At 36.1% G+C, this 23,367-nt stretch carries 27 protein-coding genes, 2 tRNA genes and 2 rRNA genes; 18 read left to right on the top strand and 13 right to left on the bottom strand.

Annotated features, from left to right (window positions below):
• From CS937_RS07265 to CS937_RS07250, 4 genes are all read left to right on the top strand, one after another.
• Window positions 1–115: ribosomal RNA gene (locus CS937_RS07265) — 23S ribosomal RNA — on the top strand; the annotation flags it as partial.
• 123 nt (window positions 116–238) lie between these two features.
• A 5S ribosomal RNA gene (gene rrf / locus CS937_RS07260) occupies window positions 239–354 on the top strand.
• A gap of 23 nt (window positions 355–377) precedes the next feature.
• Window positions 378–454, top strand: a tRNA-Met gene (locus CS937_RS07255).
• 21 nt (window positions 455–475) lie between these two features.
• Window positions 476–552, top strand: a tRNA-Asp gene (locus CS937_RS07250).
• An 87-nt stretch (window positions 553–639) separates the two neighbouring features.
• Here CS937_RS07250 and CS937_RS07245 read toward each other — a convergent pair.
• Window positions 640–1,455 (bottom strand): ZIP family metal transporter, encoded by an 816-nt coding sequence (locus CS937_RS07245; RefSeq protein WP_099157756.1) that lies wholly within the window; start codon window positions 1,453–1,455, stop codon window positions 640–642.
• Between the two features lie 237 nt (window positions 1,456–1,692).
• Between CS937_RS07245 and thiL the strand changes: the two genes are divergently transcribed.
• From thiL to CS937_RS07215, 6 genes are all read left to right on the top strand, one after another.
• Window positions 1,693–2,652: a thiamine-phosphate kinase gene (thiL, locus tag CS937_RS07240; protein ID WP_099157755.1), complete on the top strand. Its 960-nt coding sequence runs from the start codon at window positions 1,693–1,695 to the stop codon at window positions 2,650–2,652.
• 8 nt (window positions 2,653–2,660) lie between these two features.
• Window positions 2,661–3,116 (top strand): tRNA (adenosine(37)-N6)-threonylcarbamoyltransferase complex ATPase subunit type 1 TsaE, encoded by a 456-nt coding sequence (tsaE, locus tag CS937_RS07235; protein WP_099157754.1) that lies wholly within the window; start codon window positions 2,661–2,663, stop codon window positions 3,114–3,116.
• A 17-nt stretch (window positions 3,117–3,133) separates the two neighbouring features.
• The gene (gene tsaB / locus CS937_RS07230; protein WP_099157813.1) at window positions 3,134–3,838 is read left to right on the top strand and encodes a tRNA (adenosine(37)-N6)-threonylcarbamoyltransferase complex dimerization subunit type 1 TsaB; all 705 of its coding nucleotides are present in this window, start codon (window positions 3,134–3,136) and stop codon (window positions 3,836–3,838) included.
• Window positions 3,828–4,289 carry a ribosomal protein S18-alanine N-acetyltransferase gene (gene rimI / locus CS937_RS07225; protein ID WP_425445458.1) on the top strand — a complete coding sequence of 154 codons (462 nt, stop codon included), beginning with the start codon at window positions 3,828–3,830 and terminating at the stop codon, window positions 4,287–4,289. The genes tsaB and rimI overlap by 11 nt, the downstream gene beginning before the upstream one ends.
• Window positions 4,276–5,286 (top strand): tRNA (adenosine(37)-N6)-threonylcarbamoyltransferase complex transferase subunit TsaD, encoded by a 1,011-nt coding sequence (tsaD, locus tag CS937_RS07220; protein WP_099157752.1) that lies wholly within the window; start codon window positions 4,276–4,278, stop codon window positions 5,284–5,286. The genes rimI and tsaD overlap by 14 nt, the downstream gene beginning before the upstream one ends.
• 234 nt (window positions 5,287–5,520) lie before the next feature.
• Window positions 5,521–6,693, top strand: a complete 1,173-nt coding sequence (locus CS937_RS07215; RefSeq protein ID WP_099157751.1) for an FtsW/RodA/SpoVE family cell cycle protein — start codon at window positions 5,521–5,523, stop codon at window positions 6,691–6,693.
• A gap of 35 nt (window positions 6,694–6,728) precedes the next feature.
• On the opposite strand, the gene CS937_RS07210 is transcribed toward CS937_RS07215, so the two are convergent.
• Window positions 6,729–8,651: an ABC-F family ATP-binding cassette domain-containing protein gene (locus CS937_RS07210; protein ID WP_099157750.1), complete on the bottom strand. Its 1,923-nt coding sequence runs from the start codon at window positions 8,649–8,651 to the stop codon at window positions 6,729–6,731.
• A 138-nt stretch (window positions 8,652–8,789) separates the two neighbouring features.
• Between CS937_RS07210 and moaC the strand changes: the two genes are divergently transcribed.
• Both moaC and CS937_RS07200 read left to right on the top strand, forming a co-directional pair.
• Window positions 8,790–9,284: a cyclic pyranopterin monophosphate synthase MoaC gene (gene moaC / locus CS937_RS07205; protein WP_099157749.1), complete on the top strand. Its 495-nt coding sequence runs from the start codon at window positions 8,790–8,792 to the stop codon at window positions 9,282–9,284.
• Window positions 9,285–9,287: 3 nt separating this feature from the next.
• A complete protein-coding gene (locus CS937_RS07200) occupies window positions 9,288–9,926 on the top strand; it encodes a redox-sensing transcriptional repressor Rex (protein ID WP_099157748.1) in 639 nt (212 codons plus the stop codon).
• An 88-nt stretch (window positions 9,927–10,014) separates the two neighbouring features.
• Here the strand turns inward: CS937_RS07200 and CS937_RS07195 are convergent, their stop codons facing one another.
• The 4 genes from CS937_RS07195 to CS937_RS07180 form a co-directional block, all read right to left on the bottom strand.
• On the bottom strand, window positions 10,015–10,152 hold the full coding sequence (locus CS937_RS07195) for a YpzI family protein (protein ID WP_099157747.1): 138 nt from the start codon (window positions 10,150–10,152) through the stop codon (window positions 10,015–10,017).
• A 97-nt stretch (window positions 10,153–10,249) separates the two neighbouring features.
• Complete coding sequence (locus tag CS937_RS07190) at window positions 10,250–10,837, bottom strand: SCO family protein (protein ID WP_099157746.1); 588 nt, start codon at window positions 10,835–10,837, stop codon at window positions 10,250–10,252.
• 367 nt (window positions 10,838–11,204) lie between these two features.
• Window positions 11,205–12,137 carry a cation diffusion facilitator family transporter gene (locus CS937_RS07185; RefSeq protein WP_099157745.1) on the bottom strand — a complete coding sequence of 311 codons (933 nt, stop codon included), beginning with the start codon at window positions 12,135–12,137 and terminating at the stop codon, window positions 11,205–11,207.
• A 99-nt stretch (window positions 12,138–12,236) separates the two neighbouring features.
• Window positions 12,237–12,542 (bottom strand): ArsR/SmtB family transcription factor, encoded by a 306-nt coding sequence (locus CS937_RS07180; protein WP_099157744.1) that lies wholly within the window; start codon window positions 12,540–12,542, stop codon window positions 12,237–12,239.
• Window positions 12,543–12,754: 212 nt separating this feature from the next.
• Here CS937_RS07180 and CS937_RS07175 point away from each other — a divergent pair, with 212 nt between their 5' ends.
• Entirely contained in the window at window positions 12,755–13,474 is a 720-nt protein-coding gene (locus CS937_RS07175) for a ZIP family metal transporter (RefSeq protein ID WP_099157743.1), read from the top strand.
• A 21-nt stretch (window positions 13,475–13,495) separates the two neighbouring features.
• Here CS937_RS07175 and CS937_RS07170 read toward each other — a convergent pair whose 3' ends face one another.
• Together CS937_RS07170 and CS937_RS07165 are read right to left on the bottom strand one after the other, a co-directional pair.
• Window positions 13,496–13,699 (bottom strand): YdiK family protein, encoded by a 204-nt coding sequence (locus tag CS937_RS07170; RefSeq protein ID WP_099157742.1) that lies wholly within the window; start codon window positions 13,697–13,699, stop codon window positions 13,496–13,498.
• Between the two features lie 7 nt (window positions 13,700–13,706).
• Window positions 13,707–14,420, bottom strand: a complete 714-nt coding sequence (locus tag CS937_RS07165; RefSeq protein ID WP_099157741.1) for a CPBP family intramembrane glutamic endopeptidase — start codon at window positions 14,418–14,420, stop codon at window positions 13,707–13,709.
• Between the two features lie 295 nt (window positions 14,421–14,715).
• On the opposite strand from CS937_RS07165, the gene groES reads away from it, so the two are divergent.
• Window positions 14,716–15,000: a co-chaperone GroES gene (gene groES, locus CS937_RS07160; RefSeq protein WP_099157740.1), complete on the top strand. Its 285-nt coding sequence runs from the start codon at window positions 14,716–14,718 to the stop codon at window positions 14,998–15,000.
• Window positions 15,001–15,048: 48 nt separating this feature from the next.
• On the top strand, window positions 15,049–16,689 hold the full coding sequence (gene groL, locus CS937_RS07155; protein WP_099157739.1) for a chaperonin GroEL: 1,641 nt from the start codon (window positions 15,049–15,051) through the stop codon (window positions 16,687–16,689).
• 390 nt (window positions 16,690–17,079) lie between these two features.
• Here the strand turns inward: groL and CS937_RS07150 are convergent, their stop codons facing one another.
• Window positions 17,080–17,541: a hypothetical protein gene (locus CS937_RS07150; protein ID WP_099157738.1), complete on the bottom strand. Its 462-nt coding sequence runs from the start codon at window positions 17,539–17,541 to the stop codon at window positions 17,080–17,082.
• Window positions 17,542–17,905: 364 nt separating this feature from the next.
• On the opposite strand from CS937_RS07150, the gene CS937_RS07145 reads away from it, so the two are divergent.
• The 3 genes from CS937_RS07145 (at window position 17,906) to CS937_RS07140 (ending at window position 19,715) form a co-directional block, all read left to right on the top strand.
• Window positions 17,906–18,529 carry a CGNR zinc finger domain-containing protein gene (locus tag CS937_RS07145; protein ID WP_099157737.1) on the top strand — a complete coding sequence of 208 codons (624 nt, stop codon included), beginning with the start codon at window positions 17,906–17,908 and terminating at the stop codon, window positions 18,527–18,529.
• Window positions 18,530–18,802: 273 nt separating this feature from the next.
• Window positions 18,803–18,916, top strand: coding sequence for a hypothetical protein (locus CS937_RS19950; RefSeq protein WP_425445457.1), 114 nt, complete (start codon window positions 18,803–18,805; stop codon window positions 18,914–18,916).
• A 472-nt stretch (window positions 18,917–19,388) separates the two neighbouring features.
• Window positions 19,389–19,715: a CotD family spore coat protein gene (locus tag CS937_RS07140; RefSeq protein WP_099157736.1), complete on the top strand. Its 327-nt coding sequence runs from the start codon at window positions 19,389–19,391 to the stop codon at window positions 19,713–19,715.
• 113 nt (window positions 19,716–19,828) lie between these two features.
• Here CS937_RS07140 and CS937_RS07135 read toward each other — a convergent pair whose 3' ends face one another.
• The 4 genes from CS937_RS07135 to CS937_RS07120 all read right to left on the bottom strand — a co-directional run bounded on the left by CS937_RS07135 (window position 19,829) and on the right by CS937_RS07120 (window position 23,279).
• Window positions 19,829–20,713 (bottom strand): sensor histidine kinase, encoded by an 885-nt coding sequence (locus CS937_RS07135; RefSeq protein ID WP_425445456.1) that lies wholly within the window; start codon window positions 20,711–20,713, stop codon window positions 19,829–19,831.
• Window positions 20,714–20,751: 38 nt separating this feature from the next.
• Window positions 20,752–21,504: an ABC transporter permease gene (locus CS937_RS07130; RefSeq protein WP_099157734.1), complete on the bottom strand. Its 753-nt coding sequence runs from the start codon at window positions 21,502–21,504 to the stop codon at window positions 20,752–20,754.
• Complete coding sequence (locus tag CS937_RS07125; protein ID WP_099157733.1) at window positions 21,497–22,420, bottom strand: ABC transporter ATP-binding protein; 924 nt, start codon at window positions 22,418–22,420, stop codon at window positions 21,497–21,499. The genes CS937_RS07130 and CS937_RS07125 overlap by 8 nt, the downstream gene beginning before the upstream one ends.
• 166 nt (window positions 22,421–22,586) lie before the next feature.
• Window positions 22,587–23,279: a response regulator transcription factor gene (locus tag CS937_RS07120; protein ID WP_099157732.1), complete on the bottom strand. Its 693-nt coding sequence runs from the start codon at window positions 23,277–23,279 to the stop codon at window positions 22,587–22,589.
• Window positions 23,280–23,367 lie beyond the last annotated feature (88 nt).

Genomic DNA, 23,367 nt, shown 5'->3' with positions numbered 1-23,367 from the left:
TCCCATCACTTCGAGTGAGTAAGATCCCTCAGAGACGATGAGGTTGATAGGTCCGAGGTGGAAGCGTGGTGACACGTGGAGCTGACGGATACTAATAGATCGAGGACTTAACTATATATTTTTGATTGGTTGATGGTTAAACTCTTATTTAGTTTTTAGGGTACAAATTTTAAAAACCACTTGCATTTTCAAGTGAAAGTGAATATAATATATCTTGTGCTTAAATTATAAGTGAATGTCTGGTAGCAATAGCGGAGAGGACACACCTGTTCCCATGCCGAACACAGCAGTTAAGCTCTCCAGCGCCGATGGTAGTTGGGGCATTGCCCCTGCAAGAGTAGGACGTCGCCAGGCATTTACACTATATTTTCTTATATCGCGGGGTGGAGCAGTCTGGTAGCTCGTTGGGCTCATAACCCAAAGGTCGTAGGTTCAAATCCTGCCCCCGCAACCAAAATATTCACTATAATATTTTGGTCCGGTAGTTCAGTTGGTTAGAATGCCTGCCTGTCACGCAGGAGGTCGCGGGTTCGAGTCCCGTCCGGACCGCCACTTTTACAATAATATAAATAAATTGGTACACATGATTTCGGAAAAGAAAATCATGTGTTTTTTAATGTGTATAAAGTAAAGTTTTTATTATCCTAATGCAACATCCAATATCATCATTACAGTAAATCCAATCATCAATGTAAGAGAGGCCAAATCCTTATTTCCATTCTCTTGAGATCCTGGTATTACTTCTTCTGCAACGACGAAAATCATTGCGCCTGCTGCAAAGCTAAGCGCATATGGTAAAAGCGGTTGTATATAAGAAACAGCTAATACACCAATTATTGCGGAAATAGGTTCCACCATTCCAGAAAACTGTCCATACATAAAACTTTTACCTCGTGACATCCCATCCCGACGCAGAGGCATAGACACCGCTACACCTTCTGGAAGGTTTTGAATTCCAATTCCTAACGTCAATGCAACTGCGCTAGCTAAAGATGCTGAATCGTAACCAGCCATCACTGCACCAAACGCAACTCCAACAGCGAGTCCCTCTGGGATATTGTGTAAAGTTATAGCTAAAACAAGTAGAGTACTTCTTTTTTTCTTGGTAGGGTTAATGCCCTCTGCACTGTCCATTTTATCACCTGGGTGTAAATGAGGAAGAATTTTATCAATTCCCCAAAGAAAAAGTCCACCTAATAAGAATCCAATTGCTGCAGGAATCCAAGCAGGCATTTTATTTCCATCGGCCATTTCCAATGCAGGTGATAGTAATGACCAAAAACTAGCTGCAATCATAACGCCACCTGCAAAACCCAACATACTATCAAGAAATTTTTGATTCATATTTTTACTTGTAAAGACGACGGCTGCACCTAATGCAGTCATCCCCCAAGTGAAAAGAGTGGCGATGGTTACTTGGACAACTAGGTTTAATTCCAAAAAATAGTCAAGCATTCTGGCACTTCCTTTACTGTATTGTTATTAACGTAATATATTCACCTTATACATAAATGTTTACCATGGTAAAAACAAGTATACAGACAACAAATTTTGGTGTCAATCTTAAGCAACTATTATAGCCCCGTAAAATAAAAGTATTTAAAAGCAAGACTACTAACAATTAACTTTTTCCTTTTAACGTTCTTTTTGCTATCATGAACATAGTTGAAAATAAAAGATGGTGATCCAGTTATGGACGAATTTTCGTTTATTAATGCGATAAAACAAGCTACATACAAACAACCAACACTTATAAAAGGTATTGGTGATGATGCTGCTGTTTTTAGACAATCTTCAAAGGATATTGTGACAGCAGTAGATACGTTTGTTGAGGATGTTCATTTTTCCCGAAAAACGATGAAACCCTTTCATATCGGATATCGGGCACTAGCCGCAAATATTAGTGATATAGCAGCAATGGGTGCATTACCTGTATTCTATCTAGTATCAATTGTCATTCCGTCACATTGGACTGAAGATGAGTTGAGTCAAATCTATAGTGGTATGCATTCACTTGCTAAAACACATATGATCGATTTAATAGGTGGGGATACGGTATCTGGAAGGGAATTGTCCATATCCATTACAGTTATTGGGTATGCTTCGAGAGGGAAGGCTCGTTATCGGAGTGCTGCAGATGAAGGTGATATGGTATTTGTAACAGGTACATTGGGTGATTCTCAGGCTGGATACCATATATTAATGAATGCAGGGCACTTTATAAATAAGGGGTACTATTATAAAAGACATCAAATGCCAAATCCAAGAGTGGCTTTTGCACTTGAATTAGAAAAGTTACAGCGTGTAGCATTAAATGATATAAGTGATGGGATTGCAAATGAGGCAGCAGAAATTGCAGAGGCATCTGGGGTGTCTATTACGTTAAATTATAACAAACTTCCAACTAGTGATATGTTCAATCAATTCACTAAAGATCAACAACGTAACTGGTCTCTTTTTGGTGGGGAAGATTTTGAATTGATAGGAACCATTCCAAAAAGGGATTGGCAATTCGTTAAACAAGCTGCACAACGGACCAAAACAAAGGTTACCGAAATTGGCTATGTAGACCTAAGTAAGAGATTTGTTTATTTACAAGAAGAAAACAAACGAACCCCTTTGGATAAAAAGGGCTATATGCATTTTAAGTAGGTGAAGTTATGAGTGAATATAAAATGGAAACACATTCCGAAAAAGAAACAACACAAATAGCACAAAGGCTAGCGCTTGTATTAAAGCCTGGAGACGTCATCACATTAGAAGGAGATTTAGGCGCCGGTAAAACAACTTTTACGAAGGGGCTTGCTAATGGTCTAGGAGTGAAACGGACAGTCAACAGTCCAACATTTACGATCGTTAAAGAATATCAAGGAGAGCTTCCACTTTATCATATGGACGTATATCGTTTGGAGAATTCGGAAGAGGATATTGGCTTTGATGAATATTTTAATGGTGATGGTATTTCAGTCGTAGAATGGGCACATTTTATTGAGTCCTATCTTCCGGAAAACAGATTAAACATTAACATAACATACATTGATGAGCATAAACGGTTACTTGAGTTTTTTCCATATGGAGATCATTTTAAGTGGATTATTTCGGAGTTAATTGGTTAAAAGAAGGGGTTTCATGTATGAATATACTTGCAATTGATACTTCAAATCAAGTGTTAGGGGTCGCATTACTTGATAATGAAAATATTATCGGTGAATTTGTTACTAACTTGAAGAAAAATCATTCAGTAAGGCTAATGCCTGCAGTAGATAGTTTAATGAAAGAAGCAAATATAGCACCGGAACAACTAGACAAAATTGTTGTCGCAAAAGGTCCAGGATCCTATACGGGTGTTCGAATTGGACTAGCAACGGCTAAGACACTTGCATGGGCTTTAAACGTCCCTGTTGTTGGAGTTTCCAGCTTAGAAGTTTTATCCTATCAAGGACGTCTTTCCTCTTCGTACATATGTCCATTTTTTGATGCTAGACGAGGGATGGTATTTACCGGATTATATCAATGGGAAAATGGTGAGATGAGGGAACAACAGGAAGAAAAAAACATTTTAATGGAAGATTGGCTGAAGCAACTAGCTGCTAAACAGAAAGAGGTTCTTTTCTTAAGCCCTGACATCCACATGTATCGAGAGGTTATTTTAGAAACGATGGGTGATTTAACGATTATTCCAGAAATGCCTTTCCATTTAGCAAAACCATCACATTTAGCACTTGCTGGTTTGCATAAAGAGGCGGATAGTACTCACAATTTAACGCCTAATTACTTGCGTTTAGCAGAAGCAGAAGCTAACTGGCTAAAAATGCAGAAGGAAAATAATAATGGCTGAGTTAGTCATTCGAAAAATGGAAGCTACTGATATAGATAATGTTTATGAGGTAGAAAAAGCGTCATTTGAAACACCCTGGACAAAGGATATTTTTTATCAAGAATTAATCGAAAACCAATTTGCGAATTACTTTGTAATGGAATTAGATAATCAACTAATTGGCTATGCAGGTCTTTGGGTAGTTATTGATGACGCTCAAATTACAAATATAGCGGTTATGCCTATCTACCGTGGGAAAAAGCTAGGTGAAAAGCTTTTTCTATATACTATGCAACAGGCAATAAGATTAGGAGCAAACCATTTGTCGTTGGAGGTAAGGACTTCAAATATTGTTGCGCAACGTATGTATCGTAAGTTTGGACTTGTCCCTGGAGGAATTCGAAAAAATTATTACACAGATAATCAAGAAGACGCTATAGTTATGTGGGTGAATTTATATGAAAAAAGATAATTATATTGTAGGAATTGAAACAAGCTGTGATGAAACAGCAGTTGCAATTGTTAAAAATGGAAGAGAAATTATATCTAATGTTGTTGCCTCGCAAATTGAAAGTCACAAACGTTTTGGTGGGGTTGTGCCTGAAATTGCCTCCAGACATCACGTCGAACAGATAACGATTGTTTTGGAAGAAGCATTCGAACAGGCTGCAATTGAATGGGAGGCAATTGATGCCATCACCGTTACGGAAGGACCTGGTCTAGTCGGGGCATTATTAATTGGTGTAAATTCAGCAAAGGCACTTGCTTTTGCCAAACAAAAACCGCTTATTGGTGTTCACCATATTGCTGGTCATATATATGCAAACCGTTTTGAACAAGAATTTCAATTCCCACTCTTAGCTTTAGTTGTATCAGGTGGGCATACAGAGCTGGTTTTAATGAAGGAGCATGGCCATTTTGAAGTTATAGGAGAAACACGAGATGATGCTGCAGGAGAAGCTTATGATAAGGTCGCTCGTATGTTGAATTTGCCATACCCTGGCGGACCACATATTGATCGTTTAGCAAGTAACGGTGAAGAGAATATTAAGTTTCCGCGTGCATGGCTAGAAGAAGGGAGCTATGATTTTAGTTTTAGTGGCTTAAAATCATCAGTTATCAACACTATCCACAATGCGAAACAGCGTGGAGAACAATTGAAAAATGAAGATATTGCTGCAAGCTTTCAAGCAAGTGTTGTTGAAGTCCTAACGGAAAAAACATTCAAAGCAGCGCAGCAGTACCATGCGAAGCAGGTTATAGTTGCCGGTGGAGTTGCAGCAAATCAAGGCTTGCGGGCAGCATTACAAGAAAAGTTTTCAGATACAGATGTTTCTTTACTTATTCCACCGTTAAAGCTATGTACAGATAATGCAGCAATGATAGCAGCAGCGGGAACCATTGCTTATCAACAAGGTAAACGATCTGGTTGGGATTTGAATGCAAATCCAGCATTACTGTTAGAATAAAATAGGGATATCCACAGAGCTGTGGGTATTTTTTACGAAAAGCCCATACAAGAAGATATAATCTGTGGATTAAATATGTGGATAACTATACATATTCATGTGGATAATGTGAATAACTTTTACAAAGTCAATAAAAAAGCAGTAATAATTGTGGATATGTTTGTGTATAATTTGCTAATTCTATTGATCAAACGTTTGATCTAAAGTGGAATGTGGAAAGGTGGTGAAGCTGTAATGTCAAAAAGAAAATCTTACTTTTTCCAGATGGATCTTATCGTGTTACTACTATTCTTTATTATTGTCAGCTTGCTTGCAATATTTAATGCTCAACAATTAGAGCAATATGAAGGAGATAATTTTGTATTAAAGCAAGCAGTTTGGTTTTGTGTAGGTATTGGGATTGTGGCTATTATTCAATTATTTGATTTAGATCAATTGTATAAGGCAAGTATGTATATATACGGATTTGGTGTACTTCTGTTAATTCTGTTATTAGTCAGTCCGGAAAGTATTGCAAGGACGATCAATAATACAAAAAGCTGGTTCACATTACCTGGATTGTCATTGCAGCCTGCTGAATTCACAAAGATATCCACAATCCTGTTTTTAGCCGCGGTAATAAGTCGACATAAGTCAAAATATGAAATAAGTACATTGAAAAGTGATAGTTTACTATTGATAAAGATTGTTTTAGTTACCGTAATTCCTGTTTTTTTCATCTTACAACAGCCTGACTTTGGGACATCAATGGTTTATTTATTTATCGCAGGGATGTTAGTCCTTCTTTCAGGGATAGATTGGAAAATTATTGTCGGCCTTATTTTAGGACTATCGCTGTTACTTGCTGGAATGCTAGCATTGATCATAAAATTACCCGAATTGTCACAGAATATTATTGGGATTGAAGAATATCAAATTGATCGAATTATGACATGGTTTGACTCATCAGAGCAAACATCTAGTGATACTTATCATTTTGATTTATCATTACTTGCATTAGGTTCAGGGCAATTGTTTGGAAAAGGTATGGATAAACTTCAGGTTCCAACACCTGAAGCACATACTGATTTTATTTTCTCAGTTATTGGAGAGAGCTTCGGATTTATTGGGTGCGCAGTAGTAATTTTTCTGTATTTCATCCTACTTTATAAACTAGTTACACTTGGTTTAAAAAGTTTTAATTATAATAGTTTCGGATCTTATTTATGTTTTGGCTTTTTAAGTTTACTACTTGTCCATGCGTTCCAAAATATGGGGATGACAATTGGGATTATGCCAATAACAGGAATACCATTATTATTAATAAGCTATGGTGGTAGCTCTGTTTTATCAACGATGATAGGGATTGGACTAGTTTATCGTGTTGCAGTTGAACATACAATTCAAAATGATTATTTATTTAAATAGGAGGATGTCCCATTCGTTGGTGACATCCTCTTTTTTTACTCCTCTTGCAGAACTGTCCATTCTTCCATTAACTGTTCAATACGCTGCTTCATTTCACTTGTTTGCTTAGTTAATTCGAGTGCTTTTTCGTGGTCTTGGTAGATTTCTGGTTCAGTCATTTTTTGCTCAAGATGTGCTAGTTTATTTTCAAGTTCTTCAATTTTTGCCTCAAGGTCAGCAATTTGACGTTCTTTCTTACGTTGTTCACTACGCAGTATTTTTTCTTCTTTATAACTTAGTTTTTTTTGCTCTGCTTTCTGAACAGTTTCTTCTACTTGTTGAAGCTGCTCCCGTTCTATTTCTTCTTGCTTTTTCTCCATATAATAGTCGTAGTCCCCTAAGTAGATAGTTACGCCATCATGCTGCATTTCAACGACTTGATCAGTAATTTTATTGATGAAATACCTATCGTGTGAAACAAAAATAATCGTTCCCGGAAAATCCATCAGTGCTGCTTCTAATACTTCCTTGCTGTCAATATCTAAATGGTTTGTCGGTTCATCTAAAACAAGCAGGTTCGCTTGTTGCATCATTAATTTTGCCAACGATAATCGTGCTTTTTCACCACCACTAAGGGAATGGACAAGCTTTAGAACATCATCACCTGAAAATAAAAAATTCCCTAAAACAGTTCGGATATCCTTTTCGTTAATCAATGGATGCTCGTCCCACAGCTCTTGTAAAATTGTTTTTGAGGCTGTTAAATTTGTTTGTTCTTGATCATAATACCCAACTTGGACATTTGTACCAAGCTGTAATGTTCCACTTGTTGGTTTAAGCTTTCCTAGAATTGTTTTTAATAGCGTCGTTTTACCAACCCCATTTGGTCCAACAAGAGCGATCCGTTCGCCACGATTAACATGAAGTTTAACATTAGAAAACAATGGCTCGTTTTCATCGTCATATCGAAAAGATAGATCATTAATCTTTAGCACGTCATTTCCACTTCGTCGATTAATCTGAAACGAGAATGTCGCCGATGATTCCTCGCCAAGTGGTTTATCAAGTTTTTCCATCTTTTCGAGTTGCTTGCGTCTGCTCTGGGCACGTTTTGTAGTGGACGCACGAACAATATTCTTTTGAATGAATTGTTCCATTTTTTTAATCTCTGTTTTTTGTTTTTCGAATTCTTTCATTTCCTGCTCAAAGTTCAAGGCTTTTTGTTTAAGGAATTTACTATAAGAACCGTAATATTTTTTTGTTCGATGGTATGAAATCTCATATACAACATTAACTGTTTTATCTAAAAAATAACGGTCATGGGAAACGATTGTAACCGCGCCGGGGTAATTGACCAAATAATTTTCCAACCATGATAATGTTTCGATATCCAAATGGTTTGTTGGTTCATCTAAAATCAATAACTCAGGCTGCATTAATAATAGTTTTCCCATTGCAAGACGCGTTTTTTGGCCACCACTCAATTCATTAATAGGTGTTTGATAATCGTAGTTATGAAAATTTAACCCTGTTAAAACTGCTTTAATATCTGCCTCATACCGGTATCCACCACCAGCTTCAAATGCTTGTTGTTTCTTATCATAGTCGTGTAAAAGCTGTTCATAATTAGCATCTGATAGAGAAGAGGCACGTTCCATTTCTTTTTCCAATGCGCGTATATCCTTTTCTTGATCAAGGAGGTTTTGGAAAACACCGAGCATTTCATCCCAAATGGTTTTGCCAGATTCAAGTCCTGTATGCTGTGACAAATAGCCGACTGTAAGACCTTTAGGCTTGTGTATGTCTCCTTCATCATAGGATAGCTCACCAGCCATAATTTTGAGTAATGTTGATTTACCGGCACCGTTTCTGCCGACAATCGCAATTCGGTCCTTTTCTTTTATTTCAAGCTTTATATTTGATAAAATCTTTTCCGCACCAAAGGATTTGGAAATTCCATTTATTTGCATTATAATCATTTCGTTCACCTCATCTACATAAGTGTACCGTACTATGAATTAAGCTATCAATATAATTGTGAATTTAATCACGACTTATCATTTTTTTTCTGCTAAAATAAGGTGTACATACTGAAATGTTTAATTGGAGATGAGTATATGGCAGATTTCACGCACTTTAATGAACAAGGAAGAGCACGTATGGTTGACATCACTGGGAAGAGTGATACTGAACGAACAGCCATTGCTAGGTCCAGCGTTCATGTGACGGAGGAAATCTATAATAAAATAACAGGAAATGAAATTGCAAAAGGTGACGTGCTCGCAGTTTCTCAAGTTGCAGGAATTATGGCTGCGAAAAAGACATCGGATTGGATTCCAATGTGTCATCCATTACAATTAAAGGGTGTTGATATTTCTTTTGAATGGGAGATTTCGGATAATTCGTATGTTTTACAAATAGATGCATTTGTTAAAACTAAAGGTAGTACAGGTGTTGAAATGGAAGCGTTGACGGCAGCAACCGCAACTGCTTTAACGATATATGATATGTGTAAAGCTATTGATAAAGGGATGGTAATCGGTGAAACCTATTTACTTGAGAAAAAAGGTGGTAAATCTGGTGATTACTATTTGGAAGGCAAGGAGGAGTAACATTTGGATCAAAATAAGATTCCACAAGCTACTGCGAAACGTTTACCATTATATTATCGGTTTTTAAATAATTTACATCATCAGGGTAAATTGAGAGTATCATCAAAGGAACTAAGTGAAGCTGTCAAAGTTGATTCTGCGACTATCCGGCGTGATTTTAGTTATTTTGGTGCGTTAGGGAAAAAAGGGTATGGATACAACGTTGAATATTTACTTGGATTTTTCCGAAAGACCCTCGATCAGGATGAACTAACTGAAGTTGCCATAATTGGTACCGGTAATCTTGGTACAGCATTCTTACATTATAATTTTATGAAAAACAATAATACGAAGATCATGATGGCGTTTGATGCTAATCCAGAAAAAGTAGGAAAAGACATTGGTGGAGTACCAATTTATCATATTGATGAGTTAGAGGAAAAAATTAATGGGGTACAAGTGGCAATTTTAACAGTTCCTGCAAGTGTTGCGGAAGGTATTACAAATAGACTTGTAGATGTAGGTATTTCGGGTATTCTTAACTTTACACCAGCACGAATAACAGTACCTGATAGTGTTCGAGTTCATCATATTGATTTAGCTGTAGAACTTCAAGCATTAGTATACTTTTTGAAGCATTATCCATTAAATACGGAAGAATAGCATTTATATTGATTATACATAGCTTGAAACGAAAGTAAGAAGGAGAGGTTTTCGCTATTAGCAGAAAACCTCTTTACTTGATTATAAGTTAACCTTTCTGATTACGTTTACGAGCTTCTTCGGGACCTTCTAAGTGTGTAGATCCTCCATAATGAAGTGATTCATCACGGTCTGAAGCAACTTTGCCTGATTTCCTAAGCTTCTTTTCCTGCCGATCCTTACCCATTTTTCTACCTCCTAAGAACTGTTCTTATCTTAGGTTTTCTTGTTTCCTCAAATTAATACAAAAAAACCCTGACCATATTGAACAGGGGTAAAAGTAATCATTTTTCTGCTAGAATTTCTGCGTGCTCAACGATTGTATCGTATGGAACATTTTGAACGCCACTATAATGTTTTACAATCGTTCCTTCTTTATTGACAAGAAAAAACCTTGTCCCATGGGTAAATTGATCAGTTCCCTCTGCTGGTTTTGTTGCCGATGATTTAAAAGAGGATTCTGAGATATCTTTCACGTAATTGAAGGAATAATCACCTAGGAATGACCAGTTCGATAAATCTCCTCCACGTTCTGTAATATACTTTTTACGAACATCTGGTGTGTCGCGTTTAGGATCGACCGTAAATGAAACTATTTCGACTGGAACATCAGCCTCTTTTAGTTTATCTTGTAATTTTGCCATATTTGCTGTCATTGGTGGACAAACACTAGTACAATTTGTAAATATAAAATCAGCAATCCACACTTTTCCTTTTAGATCAGAAAATGAGACAGTTTCTCCATTTTGATTTGTTGCTTCAAAATCTTGTACCTTCCAGTCAAGTTTCTCTGGTATCGTTTTTTCACTCCCACATGCTTGAAGAATTATAATTAGGATAAGACAAACTGTTGTAAATAACGTTCGTTTCATTATACATACCTACCTTACTATTTTAGTACATTCTACTATTAGTTTATATGGATAAAGTAAATCATACAATAAATTTGGTGTGAACGATGTGTGACAAATCGTATTGGAAATAAAGAACGAGGTTGAGACAAAAGTGTTTTAACCAAAGAAAAATCTGAATGATATAATGGTTGGTGTATAATCCGCTCCGGAAATATACTTCGCTTTCCGCGGGCGGCTGTTGAGCCTCCTCGTGCTGGCGCACAGCGGGGTCTCACCTATGCCTTTCCTCCCGCAGGAGTCTACGTATATTTCCTCCACTAAAACAGCACTTTGTTCGTCTATATACTTAAAAAATTTAGTTATGTCTCAAGCCCCGATTCTGACTTTAATGGTTGTGTTCTTCGTGTTCATTTTGACACATAACAGAATTACCATGTGGGTGTTTGTTATTTTCCATTTGAATTGTTACATGACCAATACCTTTGTGTTCCAATTCATGTTCAATGGACCGTAACAATTTTTGACTTTCTCCAACAGATATAGTTCCATCTACAACAGCATGACAGGAAAGAGCATTTTGCCCGCTTGTAATACTCCAAACATGTAAATCATGTATTCCCAGTATACCTGGAACATTTTCCATCGTGTTAATTACATCATTTAAATCAACGTTTCTTGGCGTTCCTTCCATTAGCACATGGACTGCGTCTTTTGTAACACGAATACCACTTATTAATACAAGAACGGCTACAATAATACTTGCGAGTGGATCAGCCCAACCCCAGTTAAAAAACATAATTAATAGCGCGGCAACAATCGCGCCGACAGACCCTAATAGATCTCCTAGAACGTGGAGGAAAGCCGCTCGTAAGTTTAAGTTTTCCTCTGTATCACCTCGCATTAAAATCCATGCAACAGCAAGGTTTAAAATCAGTCCGATGATTGCAATCACCAGCATTCCTGTTGATGCAACTTCGGGAGGGCTCATAAACCGATGATAGGCTTCATAAAAGATATAAAGTGCAATTAACGAAAGCGTGACGCCATTAAAGAGGGCAGCTAGAATTTCAAATCGTTTATAGCCATAGGTTTTACTATAATTCGCAACTTTTTCCCCCATTATAAAGGCCAATACACCAACCCCAAGTGAAATAGAATCACTGAGCATATGTCCTGCATCTGAAATTAGGGCCAGACTGTTCGTTATAAATCCTCCGATTGCCTCAATAATCATGTAGCCAGTGGTAATAAAAAAACTAATCATTAAGGCTTTCTTATTTGCTCCATGTGTATGGTCATGGCCGTGATCATGCCCCATGTGTATTTCCTCCTTATTAACTACTGCTCGTTATATTTGTATATGTTCATATAACAATATTGGTGAATTACTTCCGATTTAAATAAAAAGTAGAGCTAACTAGTGACAAGCATGATCAATTGTTTGTTTTAACATATTCATGACATGCTCATCGTCATGAGAATAGTTTAATGTTGTTCCTTCTCGTCGATATTTTACTAAACGCAAATTCTTTAAAAAGCGTAATTGATGGGAAACGGTTGATTGCCTTAAATGTAACGCTTCAGCAATCCCATTTACCGAGTACTCTTTTTGAAAAAGAAGATGTAGAATGCGAATTCTTGTTGGATCTCCAAGTGCTTTGAATGTTTGTGATACAACAAATAACGTTTCCTCATCTAAGTCATTATTGTTATCGTTTTCCATTATATTTCCCCCACTTTCTTACTAAATTCTTAGAAATATATAACAAGCAGTGAATCCAATTTAAATATGTATATATTAGTATATGTTCATATTATAAAAATAATGAAGTATACTGTCAAATTCAAATCTTCTTTTACAGATACCTTGTAACAGTATATCTAATCGGCGTTGACATATAAATAAGTACAAGCATTTTATGGGGAGCGAATTGAATGGATGTCGGATGGTTAATTGGGGTTTTTGCTTCAGGAATAGGAGTCGGGGTTGGCGGTGGACTAGCTTGGATAATGAAAGGTATAAGAGAAAATTTCGCATTCATTTATTCATTGTCTTCAGGACTAATAATGGGATTATTAGTTTTTGAAATGATTCCTGAAAGTGTTGCGTTAGGTGGATGGGGAATTCTGGTGATTGGCATGATGGCAGGTGTATTAATTTTTTACTTAATTCATTATGGATTGGATAGGATTACAATTATAACCGGCAGTCAACAAAAAGATATTTTTATTCGAGCCGGCTTATTGTTAGCAGTAAGTATTGCTTTGCATAACTTTCCAGTAGGTATGGCGCTTGGTTCAACAATAGGTACAGATGTCGGGAACGCATTACTGGCGACACTTGTACTGCATAACATACCAGAAGGGATAATTATATTCACACCGCTTTTTTTGGCGGGTTTTGGTTTTTTTACATGGGTATTGTTAACAGTTCTAATTACATTACCAATTGCTGTAGGGGGGATGGTTGGGCAATATGTTGGAGTATTTGTACCATCGTTACTTGCCTTCATCGTAAATCTTGCTATAGCGATTATTTTCATGATTGCAGTCAAAGAGATATTTGTGGTGGCAGTCAAGAATTCCTCTATCGTATACAGTACAGCAATTGGAACGGTAGGATTCGGGAGTATTTATTTATATATGACTATATAAAAAAGGAGTAGCAAAATTTCACTACTCCTTCTTATTTTTATTTTTTAAACGGTAATGGACCGACATTAAACGTATGGCAACTCCAAAATCAAGCGTTGCGATTACCGCAAGAACGATAGTTGAGAAATTCCATACGGTATCCTCCGTTGTTCGTACTGCTATGAATATAAATAAAATACCCATTGCAAAGTATACGATGGCCATTGTTTTTGGCGATGTTCTCATAAAATTATTAGCCCCCAATAAAAATCATTTGTAACTGTTCTAATTGTTTCTGCATTCGTTCTATATCCTCAGGACTAAGTGAAAGCTGAACAATGACGGAAATACTGTTCATCGACATGTGAACGATAATAGGGACGATAATCCGTTTTGTTTTTACATATAAAAATGCAAACACAAACCCCATTGAACCATATATGAGAATATGTTCAGGTTCACCATGGATGATAGCGAAAATAAAAGAAGATAATAACGCTGCTATAAAAAAGTTCATTTTCTTATATAGTCCACCGAAGATTATCTTTCGGAAAATAATCTCCTCTAAAATTGGTGCTACTAACGCAGGGATAATTACAAATAAAGGGAATGTACGTGATATATCCATAATCATCTGCGTATTTTCTGACCCAATCGAAATATCAAATAACTCTGATTCAATAAATGAAGCAATGGCTTGGGAAAAGTATGCCATAAATACCCCACCAATTGACCATAATACTGCACTACCCACGTCAGAAGCAGCCCGGTCATTTCCTGTTCTCATGTCAGGTCTCATTAATAGTAATACAACTGCTAGTCCAGCTATAAAGCTAAAAATAGACCAATAAACAACCGCTTGGTCTTCTGTAACAGGTAACAAAGCATATAGTAGTGGAGCAAAAATAATCCCGGAAAATTGCATGATAATATAGGTTAAAATGACATACCAATATCGTTTCGTCAAAATCTAACGACTCCTTTTAAAATCTATTATTACTATAGTCTATGTATGGAATAGCTTCTCTATTTGTCAAAAATAAAAAACTCTAGTACACATTTTAGCATATTTTTATGTTCGGTAATAATAGTATGGTTTGTGGGGGGTGTGTACATGATAAAAAATCAGAAAAAAATAAATTAGATTACTTGCATTTTTTACCGGTATTATTTATTATATAAAGTGGAATTAGCACTCGCTATGAACGAGTGCTAATAAATTAAAAAATACATTATAGAAATGAATTAAGGAGGTTGTCTACATGATTAAACCACTAGGAGATCGTGTTGTAATCGAGCTTGTTGAACAAGAGGAGAAAACAGCAAGCGGTATTGTACTTCCAGACTCTGCAAAAGAAAAACCGCAAGAAGGTAAAGTTATTGCAGTTGGTTCTGGTCGCGTAACAGACAATGGAGAAAAAGTTGCCCTTGAAGTAACAGAAGGAAACCGCGTTATTTTCTCTAAATTCGCTGGTACTGAAGTGAAATATGAAGGCACAGAATACTTAATTCTTCGTGAAAATGACATTTTAGCAGTAATTGGCTAAAAACGATAAATATCATAATCAATAGATTTTTAAGGAGGGCATTTAAAAATGGCTAAAGAAATTAAATTTAGTGAAGACGCTCGCCGTGCAATGCTTCGCGGTGTGGATACATTAGCAGATGCGGTTAAGGTAACATTAGGACCAAAAGGCCGTAATGTTGTTTTAGATAAAAAATACGGTTCTCCGTTAATTACAAATGACGGTGTAACAATTGCAAAAGAGATTGAATTAGAGGATCACTTTGAAAACATGGGTGCACAGCTTGTATCTGAGGTAGCATCTAAAACGAATGATGTTGCTGGTGATGGTACAACAACTGCAACAGTTCTAGCACAAGCAATGATCCGTGAAGGCTTGAAAAACGTTACATCTGGAGCTAACCCTGTAGGTGTTCGTCGTGGTATTGAAAAAGCTGTTGAAGCAGCTGTTACAGAACTAAAAACAATTTCACAACCAATCGAAAGTAAAGAGTCTATCGCACAAGTTGCTGCAGTTTCATCAGGCGATAAAGAAGTTGGTAACCTAATTTCAGAAGCAATGGAACGTGTTGGCAATGATGGTGTTATCACAATCGAAGAATCAAAAGGTTTCAACACGGAACTAGAAGTTGTTGAAGGTATGCAATTCGATCGTGGATACTCTTCTCCATACATGGTTACTGACCAAGATAAAATGGAAGCAGTTTTAGATGACCCTTATATTTTAATTACAGATAAGAAAATTGGAAATATCCAAGAAGTACTCCCTGTTCTTGAACAGGTTGTTCAACAAGGTAAACCACTTCTTTTAATTGCTGAAGACATTGAAGGTGAAGCACTAGCAACATTAGTCTTGAACAAGCTTCGCGGAACATTTAATGCTGTTGCTGTAAAAGCTCCAGGATTTGGTGACCGTCGTAAAGCAATGCTTGAAGATATCGCAGTACTAACTGGTGCTGACGTTATTACAGAAGATCTAGGTTTAGACCTTAAGAGCACGACAATTGAACAACTAGGTCGCGCATCTAAAGTTGTTGTAACAAAAGAAAATACTACAGTTGTAGAAGGCTCTGGAAACCCAGAAGCAATTTCTCAACGTGTAGCACAAATTCGTGCGCAAGCAGAAGAAACTACTTCTGAATTTGATAAAGAAAAATTACAAGAACGTCTTGCAAAATTATCAGGCGGTGTAGCAGTAATTAAAGTTGGTGCTGCAACTGAAACTGAACTTAAAGAACGTAAACTACGTATCGAAGATGCATTAAACTCAACACGTGCAGCTGTTGAAGAAGGTATCGTAGCCGGTGGTGGTACTGCACTTGTCAATGTTTACACGAAAGTAGGCGGATTAGAGCTTTCTGGTGATGAAGCAACTGGTGCTAGCATCGTACTTCGTGCACTTGAAGAACCAGTACGTCAAATCGCACACAATGCAGGTCTTGAAGGATCAATCATTGTGGAACGCTTAAAAGGTGAAGAAGTTGGTATTGGTTACAATGCAGCTTCTGGCGATTGGGTAAACATGATTGACGCAGGTATCGTTGACCCAACTAAAGTTACACGTTCTGCATTACAAAACGCAGCATCTGTTGCAGCTATGTTCCTAACAACAGAAGCTGTAGTCGCTGACAAACCTGAAGAAGATGGTGGCGCTCCAGGCGGTGGCATGCCAGACATGGGTGGCATGGGCGGAATGGGCGGCATGATGTAAGCTAGGTTTTAAAACCTTGTAATACTAGTATTTATGAGTTGATGACCTTGTAAATGCTCATGCTTTTGCTCATGTTTTGCAGATTTTCAAAAAAGAGGTTCCCAAAAGTCGAAAGGACTTAAAGGAACCTCTTTTTATACACTTAGCATCATTGTCAAAAATACAATTACTACTCCAAAGACTAATAATCACTTTTATATTTTCTTTATGATTTTTATTAGAGATAATACCTGCAATTGTACCAATTAATCCAATACATAATGCAAAAATCGGTACGTACAGTAAGAGAAAATATTATTTTAACTAATGATTATTCAGTTATAATTCCCTGTTTGATAAATTTATAATAAAGATTGTTCATTTCTAGGGTGTGTATAAATTTAAAGTGTCTTATTGAGAATCTTTAACGGATTTTACCATCTGGCGTATGGCTCCGAGATGGTAGGCAGAATGGGCAAGTGAGCCAAGAGCCTCATTGATTGTTTGGGTGTTCCAATCAACGGAATCAATGTTTTTCATAAGCGTTAAGTATTCGTTTCTTAATTCATTTTGAATTCGGTCCCACTGGGTTTCATTAACTGAGGTAATCCTCCAGCTCTCTTCCCAATCCATTTTTGGCTGTTTCCCTTTTCTTAAGACTTCATTGGTTCCCCATAAATAAAAGCGAGTATGGTCGGCGTGTGCTGCAACTGTCGCCCCGTGAACCGACATTGAGGCTTCTTCTGCAGACAACTGCTCAAGTGTCTCAAATATAGCAGTGTTCGGATCTGTGAACATACTTCCAACACCTCTAGGTCCTTCGAAAGCTTCATTTAGACATTCATTAACTGCAATTGCTAATAGATGATCCATTTTATTCCTCCTTGTATTTTAATTTTAACCGTATTCATAAGGGAGATTTTATGATTACAGTTAAGATAGTACAATCTTTTGGTAAGTATCTTTCCGTAAACCTTGAAATCATTAATTAATTTCATATCTCATAATGGGACGTTTACGATTGCAACGACTGTTTTATGGACCTTTGCAATACGACTTTCGAATGAAATCAGTACATTACTCCCAGATGTATATAACCGTTTATAATCATTTTGATGGTTATATTATAAAGTGGTTGATTCTAACTGTCAATAACTTTTATAATGGTTATAAGAAAAAATTAGAAGTTATATTGTCTGGACTGTCAAATACTTAAGGTAAGACAAGGAGAAGTCACATGTCTGATATAAATAAAGATGTACACAAGCATGAATTTCTAGGTGGACGTTTGTGTTTGGATTTTGCCAATACAGTAAGTTGGCACGATAGCAGTGAGAAATCACAGGAGTTGCTGACGAGTTATGAGAAGCTGGTAAACTGGAGTTTGCACGCTAATATTCTTAAGAAACAACAAGCGCTTTCACTACTAAAAAAGGCAGAAAGTCAACCTTCTAAGGCAAAAGAGTCTCTCCAACAAGCTATTGAGCTACGGGAATCGATTTACCAAATATTTAGTTTAGTATTAAACAATGAAACACCAGCCTATAAGGATCTTTCTATTTTGAATGAGGCCTTAGTCAATGCTTACGGGATGATGCGATTAGTGCCTGGTGAAAATAAATTTTCATTGGAATTTTTGAATTGTGAAGAAACATTAGACGGAATGCTTCCACCGATTGTTCAATCTGCTATAGAAATTCTTATTTCTGAAAAAGAACTAAGTAGGGTGAAAAAGTGTGAAGGGGATCCGTGTGGTTGGCTGTTTTTGGATACAAGCCGCAACCGTAGCAGACGTTGGTGTTCGATGGCAGACTGCGGGAATCGTGCAAAAGCAAAGCGATTTTATCATAATAAAAAGTAATTATCTTAATGCGGAGTTATTTTGCTTCTGATAATCAAATATTACGTTAAGGAGGCGTGCCGGTAAGATTGCTTTATTACAATTCTTACATTGATTAGAACATCTTTAGAACTAAATTCATTAGCTGATTTAATTAAGGATGTAATGTATCCTAATGATACTTGGGTTAATACTATTTCTACTAATGAAACTATAATATATGAACAATCTGTTGATTCAACTAAAGTTAGAGAACACATGAATTATCACATTTATAAAGATATACATTAAAGAATTGTTTTTATACGGGTGAAAGATTCTTTAGGTATAATGAAGTATCGTTTTAAGGGAGAATACGAAATAAATGTTAAAGAATCATATAAAGAAGGATGTTTAGTGTGGAATTGAATAGCTGAGAGAGTAAAAACATATCCAACAAAAAAATAATAGTAATGTTAAGATGCTCATTATTTCAAATCTAATTATTTTTAGTGTCTTGAAAAGTGACCAATATTCTATATTTTTTCCTTTATAGATAGGTTATATTTTAATCTTCTTCATCAGATCCTTAACTTATAGCCTTATGAAGCTCTTTAGAATTAGTGAGTTTTAGAAAAGAAACTAAAAAGACGATTTACGAATATGTAAAAAAAGGCTACCGATTACATTCTGTCATGCCTCAAAACTAGTCATGACGGGGGGACACAAGGTTACAACTTATTCTTCGAGAAAATTAAGGAAGATTGTACGACAGTGCCTAATAAGAAATTGTTTAGTAGATGCGTACATTTTTTTATCGGCAAGTTATTTGTCTAGGACAAACTTTCTTCTGTTACATACAATACTATGTAACAAAAAATAGAGGAAAGGGGGTCAATTTGTGAGACGTCATTGTAATTCGAGACGGAATTCCGTCTCGCCTGCCCAAGACGAAGTTATTGTTAATCCTACTGAAAGAGTAGTAAATACTAGAACGAATCGCAGAACTGTCAAGAATATCCACCCAACCGAAGTTGAAAATGTTAATAGAACTATTATTCGAAATGAACATTATTATCCAGTTTCGAATTCAGAGGTAAATGAAACCGTAGTAAGGGATTATGATTGTGGAAGTGATGTAAACTCTCCAAATTGTCGTCGTCGAACTAGTCCTGCAAATAATAGCAACAGACGTAACTGTGGATGTAAAAAAAGAGGTTGGATGTAATCCTAAAAGCACCTTAAATGGTGCTTCTTTTTTATGTCTTATATTCCAAGCATAAATTGTGGTTGATATGTTGTTAGGGAATCCTTGGTATTGTATCAGTATGAAATTCGGTTCTATTTTTTCCATTCACACTTCATAAATAATTGGTTTTCTATTAACTCAGCAGTAAGGCGACCGTCCATTTTTTCCATTAAGCTTTTTGCAATTGGTAAACCTAGGCCAGTACCTTTTCCAGTTCTTGTTTGGTCTGCTTTATAAAATCGGTCAAACATATGATTTAAATCTTGTTCACTTAATGTGTAAACCGAATTACTAATAGTTAGTTGAATGGTTGTATTTAATTTTTCAAGCTGGATGGTTACATTTCCGCTTGAATATCTAATTGCATTGACAATTATATTTTCGATGACTCGTTTTACAGCAGATGGATCCGCCATAATGATGATATCACGATCTGGAATAGTTATAGTTGGCTCTAAAATTCTATTATTAAATTCTTCGTAAAAACCTAATAGTACTTCTAAAACCAACTGATTTAATTTAATCATTTCAATTTTCATTGAATAGTCTGTTTGTTCGATAATCGAAAGCTCGAAAAAATCCTCAAGTAAAGCTTTTAATCTCTTTGCACTATTTTTAATGATAATGGTATATTCTTTTCTCATCTCTGGAGTTATTTCATCTGATTCTAAGAACTGAATATAACCTAAAATTGACGTCATAGGGGTACGAATATCATGTGAAATGTATGATATTGCCTTTTTTAACTCACTTTCAGTCGACCGCTTTTCTGCAGTTGCCTTCTTTGTTAAATCAATTTGCTTATTTATTTCGTTTGCCAGCTTCTCAAAATCTCTATCGAAATAGTGAATATCAATTTTTTTAGCGGTCACATTATTATTTAGTTCATTGAGTTGTTGGGCTGCTCGTTTGATTTCTTTTTTTAAAAAATATAGACGGGTAAGAGCATATATGAAAACAATAATGGCTATTATCATGATCGTTACATAGAGCACACTACTCACCCGCCTTCTTATTACTTAATTTCCTTGTTTCTAAAAATGAAACTTCCTAATATCCCTAATACTACGAAAGTCAAGATTGGAACAATTATGAACGTCAACACAGCATCACCGTTCCAATTACCGATTTTATCAATGGCTAATATTGATCCATGTGAAATAAATATCGAATGCGTAATGATTGGTTCCAAAAATGGAACTTTAGCACTTAAAATATTTAACATGCTCTCGATAAATGCAAGGAACAGAAGTAGAAATGCTATAGCTTTCCCACTATCAGCAAAAATGACCGAAAACAGTGCCATAATTGAGGCGAAAGCTACTGCGTAAAGCGCAATTAATCCTATCGTTTGGAAATAAAATGTCCACTCTGGCCAAATTTGAAAACCTATATATATTGCACTAACGCCCATCATAACAATCGGTAATAGTAATAAAATGATGATGGATCCAATCGAAAACACAGTCAATTTAGCAAAATAAATTCGTATTCTACTATGGCCAGAGGAAGCGATACTTTTCATCGTTCCTAATGAAAATTCACTTGCAAAAAAGAAACCTGCCAATATGGCTGGTAAAAGTCTTACTATATCGCTATTGATTGAAAGAACAAAACCCCGATAATAGTCATTTTCATTAGGTAAGTCAGACGTCCCTATTTTATCAATAGGATACAGAACAGCTAAAGCAATCAATAGCCCTGTTAGTAACCAAAACGATCGATCTTTTTTTAATTTATACCATTCTGTTTTCAAGAGGTTACCCATAATGTCCACTCCCAATGCGATTAGCAAAGTAGGTTTCTAGATCTTCTCCCATTGGCATAAATTGCTCGATCACCAATCCCTCATCTGCCAAAGCTTTTGAAACCTGCCCAGGTAAGTCCACAGATGCAAATAACCTAATCGAACCGTCAGGCATGACTTCAAAATCTTGCGTTTCAAAATGCCTTTCTATAACGGTGGCTGCTTTGTTTGGGTTATTCACTTTAATATGCAAGTATTGCTGACATTTTTCATCGAGTTCTTTTGCAGATAACTGCTCTAATAACTCACCATTATGAATAATTCCATAATGGGTTGCCAATAAATGAAGTTCACTTAAAATATGGCTTGAAATTAAAATTGTAATTCCATATTCTTGATTAAGCTTCTTTAATAACTCCCTTATTTCGACTACTCCCATTGGATCTAGTCCATTCACAGGTTCATCAAGAATCAAAAATTCAGGATCCCCCAATAAAGCGATGGCAAGTCCAAGGCGCTGTTTCATCCCTAGGGAAAAATTCTTGGCTTTCTTTTTCCCGGTATCCAGTAACCCTACAAGAGTAAGTGTTTTTGCAATACAATCTTTTCCAGGTATTCCTTTTAAAAGCCGATGTGCTTCTAAATTTTCAGCAGCTGTCATATTTGGATATAAAGCAGGGCCTTCAATGATTGTCCCGATTCGTTTTCTAAATTCGATCAATTCTCGTTCATTGTTCTCTCCAAATAACTCAATCGTTCCAGTTGTCGGATTGGCAAGTCCACATACAAGGCGAATCAACGTTGATTTTCCAGCCCCATTCTGCCCAATAAAACCATAAATGGATCCCTTTTTAATCGATAAATTAACTTTATTGAGAGCTGTTGTATGATGATACTTCTTAGATAAATGATTGGTTTTAAGAATATAATCATTCATATAGTTTTTCCTCCTTAAACAATACTTTTACAACATGTCCAAAACGATTATTGTTATCTAAAGAATTCAAGGCTATCCTTCCAAGAACTTCTTTTTTTATTTTGAACACTCTTTTACTATAAGAAGGAAAACATAAAAAAGTCTTAAGATAAATCTTAAGAAAACCTTAAGATTTAAGCCGGTATCCCATGCCCCAAATCGTTTCAATATACGCCTCATTTGGATTTGCTTTCGAGAGTTTACTTCTTAGATTACTCATATGAACATTAATCGTATTATCATCTCCATAGAAGTCTTCATGCCAAACACTTTCGAACAAATTGGCTTTTGTGAATACCTTCTTTGGGGAGGACATCAACAGAAACAATATCTTATATTCTCGCGCTGTTAAATTTAGTTCATTTCCATTCACAATGGCCATTTTTGTATCTGTATCAAGTACGAGATCTTTGTGGTGAATCTGATTGGTTATGGATACATCGGGCATATGCCGATATCTTCTTAAGCAGGAATCGATTCTGGCAGAAACCTCTTCAATATCGAAAGGTTTCGTAATATAGTCATCCGCACCGGCCCTTAAAGCATCAATTTTTGTTTGTGTCTCCAGTTTCGCCGAAATAATAATGACCGGGACACTACTTTCTTTTGATATTTTCTTTAGAATCTCTTCGCCAGACAAACCGGGAAGCATTAAATCAAGTAGGACCATATCCCATTTTTGACTTTCTATGTAAATGATTGCCTCAGTTCCAGAGTAAGCAGGTTTAGGAGTATAACCGTTTGTTCTGATTATATTACAAAGTAAATGATTAATATCTTCCTCATCTTCAATAATTAATATATTTACGGAGTCATTCATTTTATTCTACCTCGCAATCAATTATTATCATTCGTTAAAATAAGGTCAATGTCAAGGAATTGAATAATATATAGGTTATGTATGATAA

The sequence above is a fragment of the Virgibacillus ndiopensis genome (assembly GCF_900187325.1).
Classification (GTDB): Bacteria; Bacillota; Bacilli; order Bacillales; family Amphibacillaceae; genus Virgibacillus_E; species Virgibacillus_E ndiopensis.
Note: the sequence above shows the minus strand (reverse complement) of the source record. Positions and strands in the feature narration are given on the sequence as shown.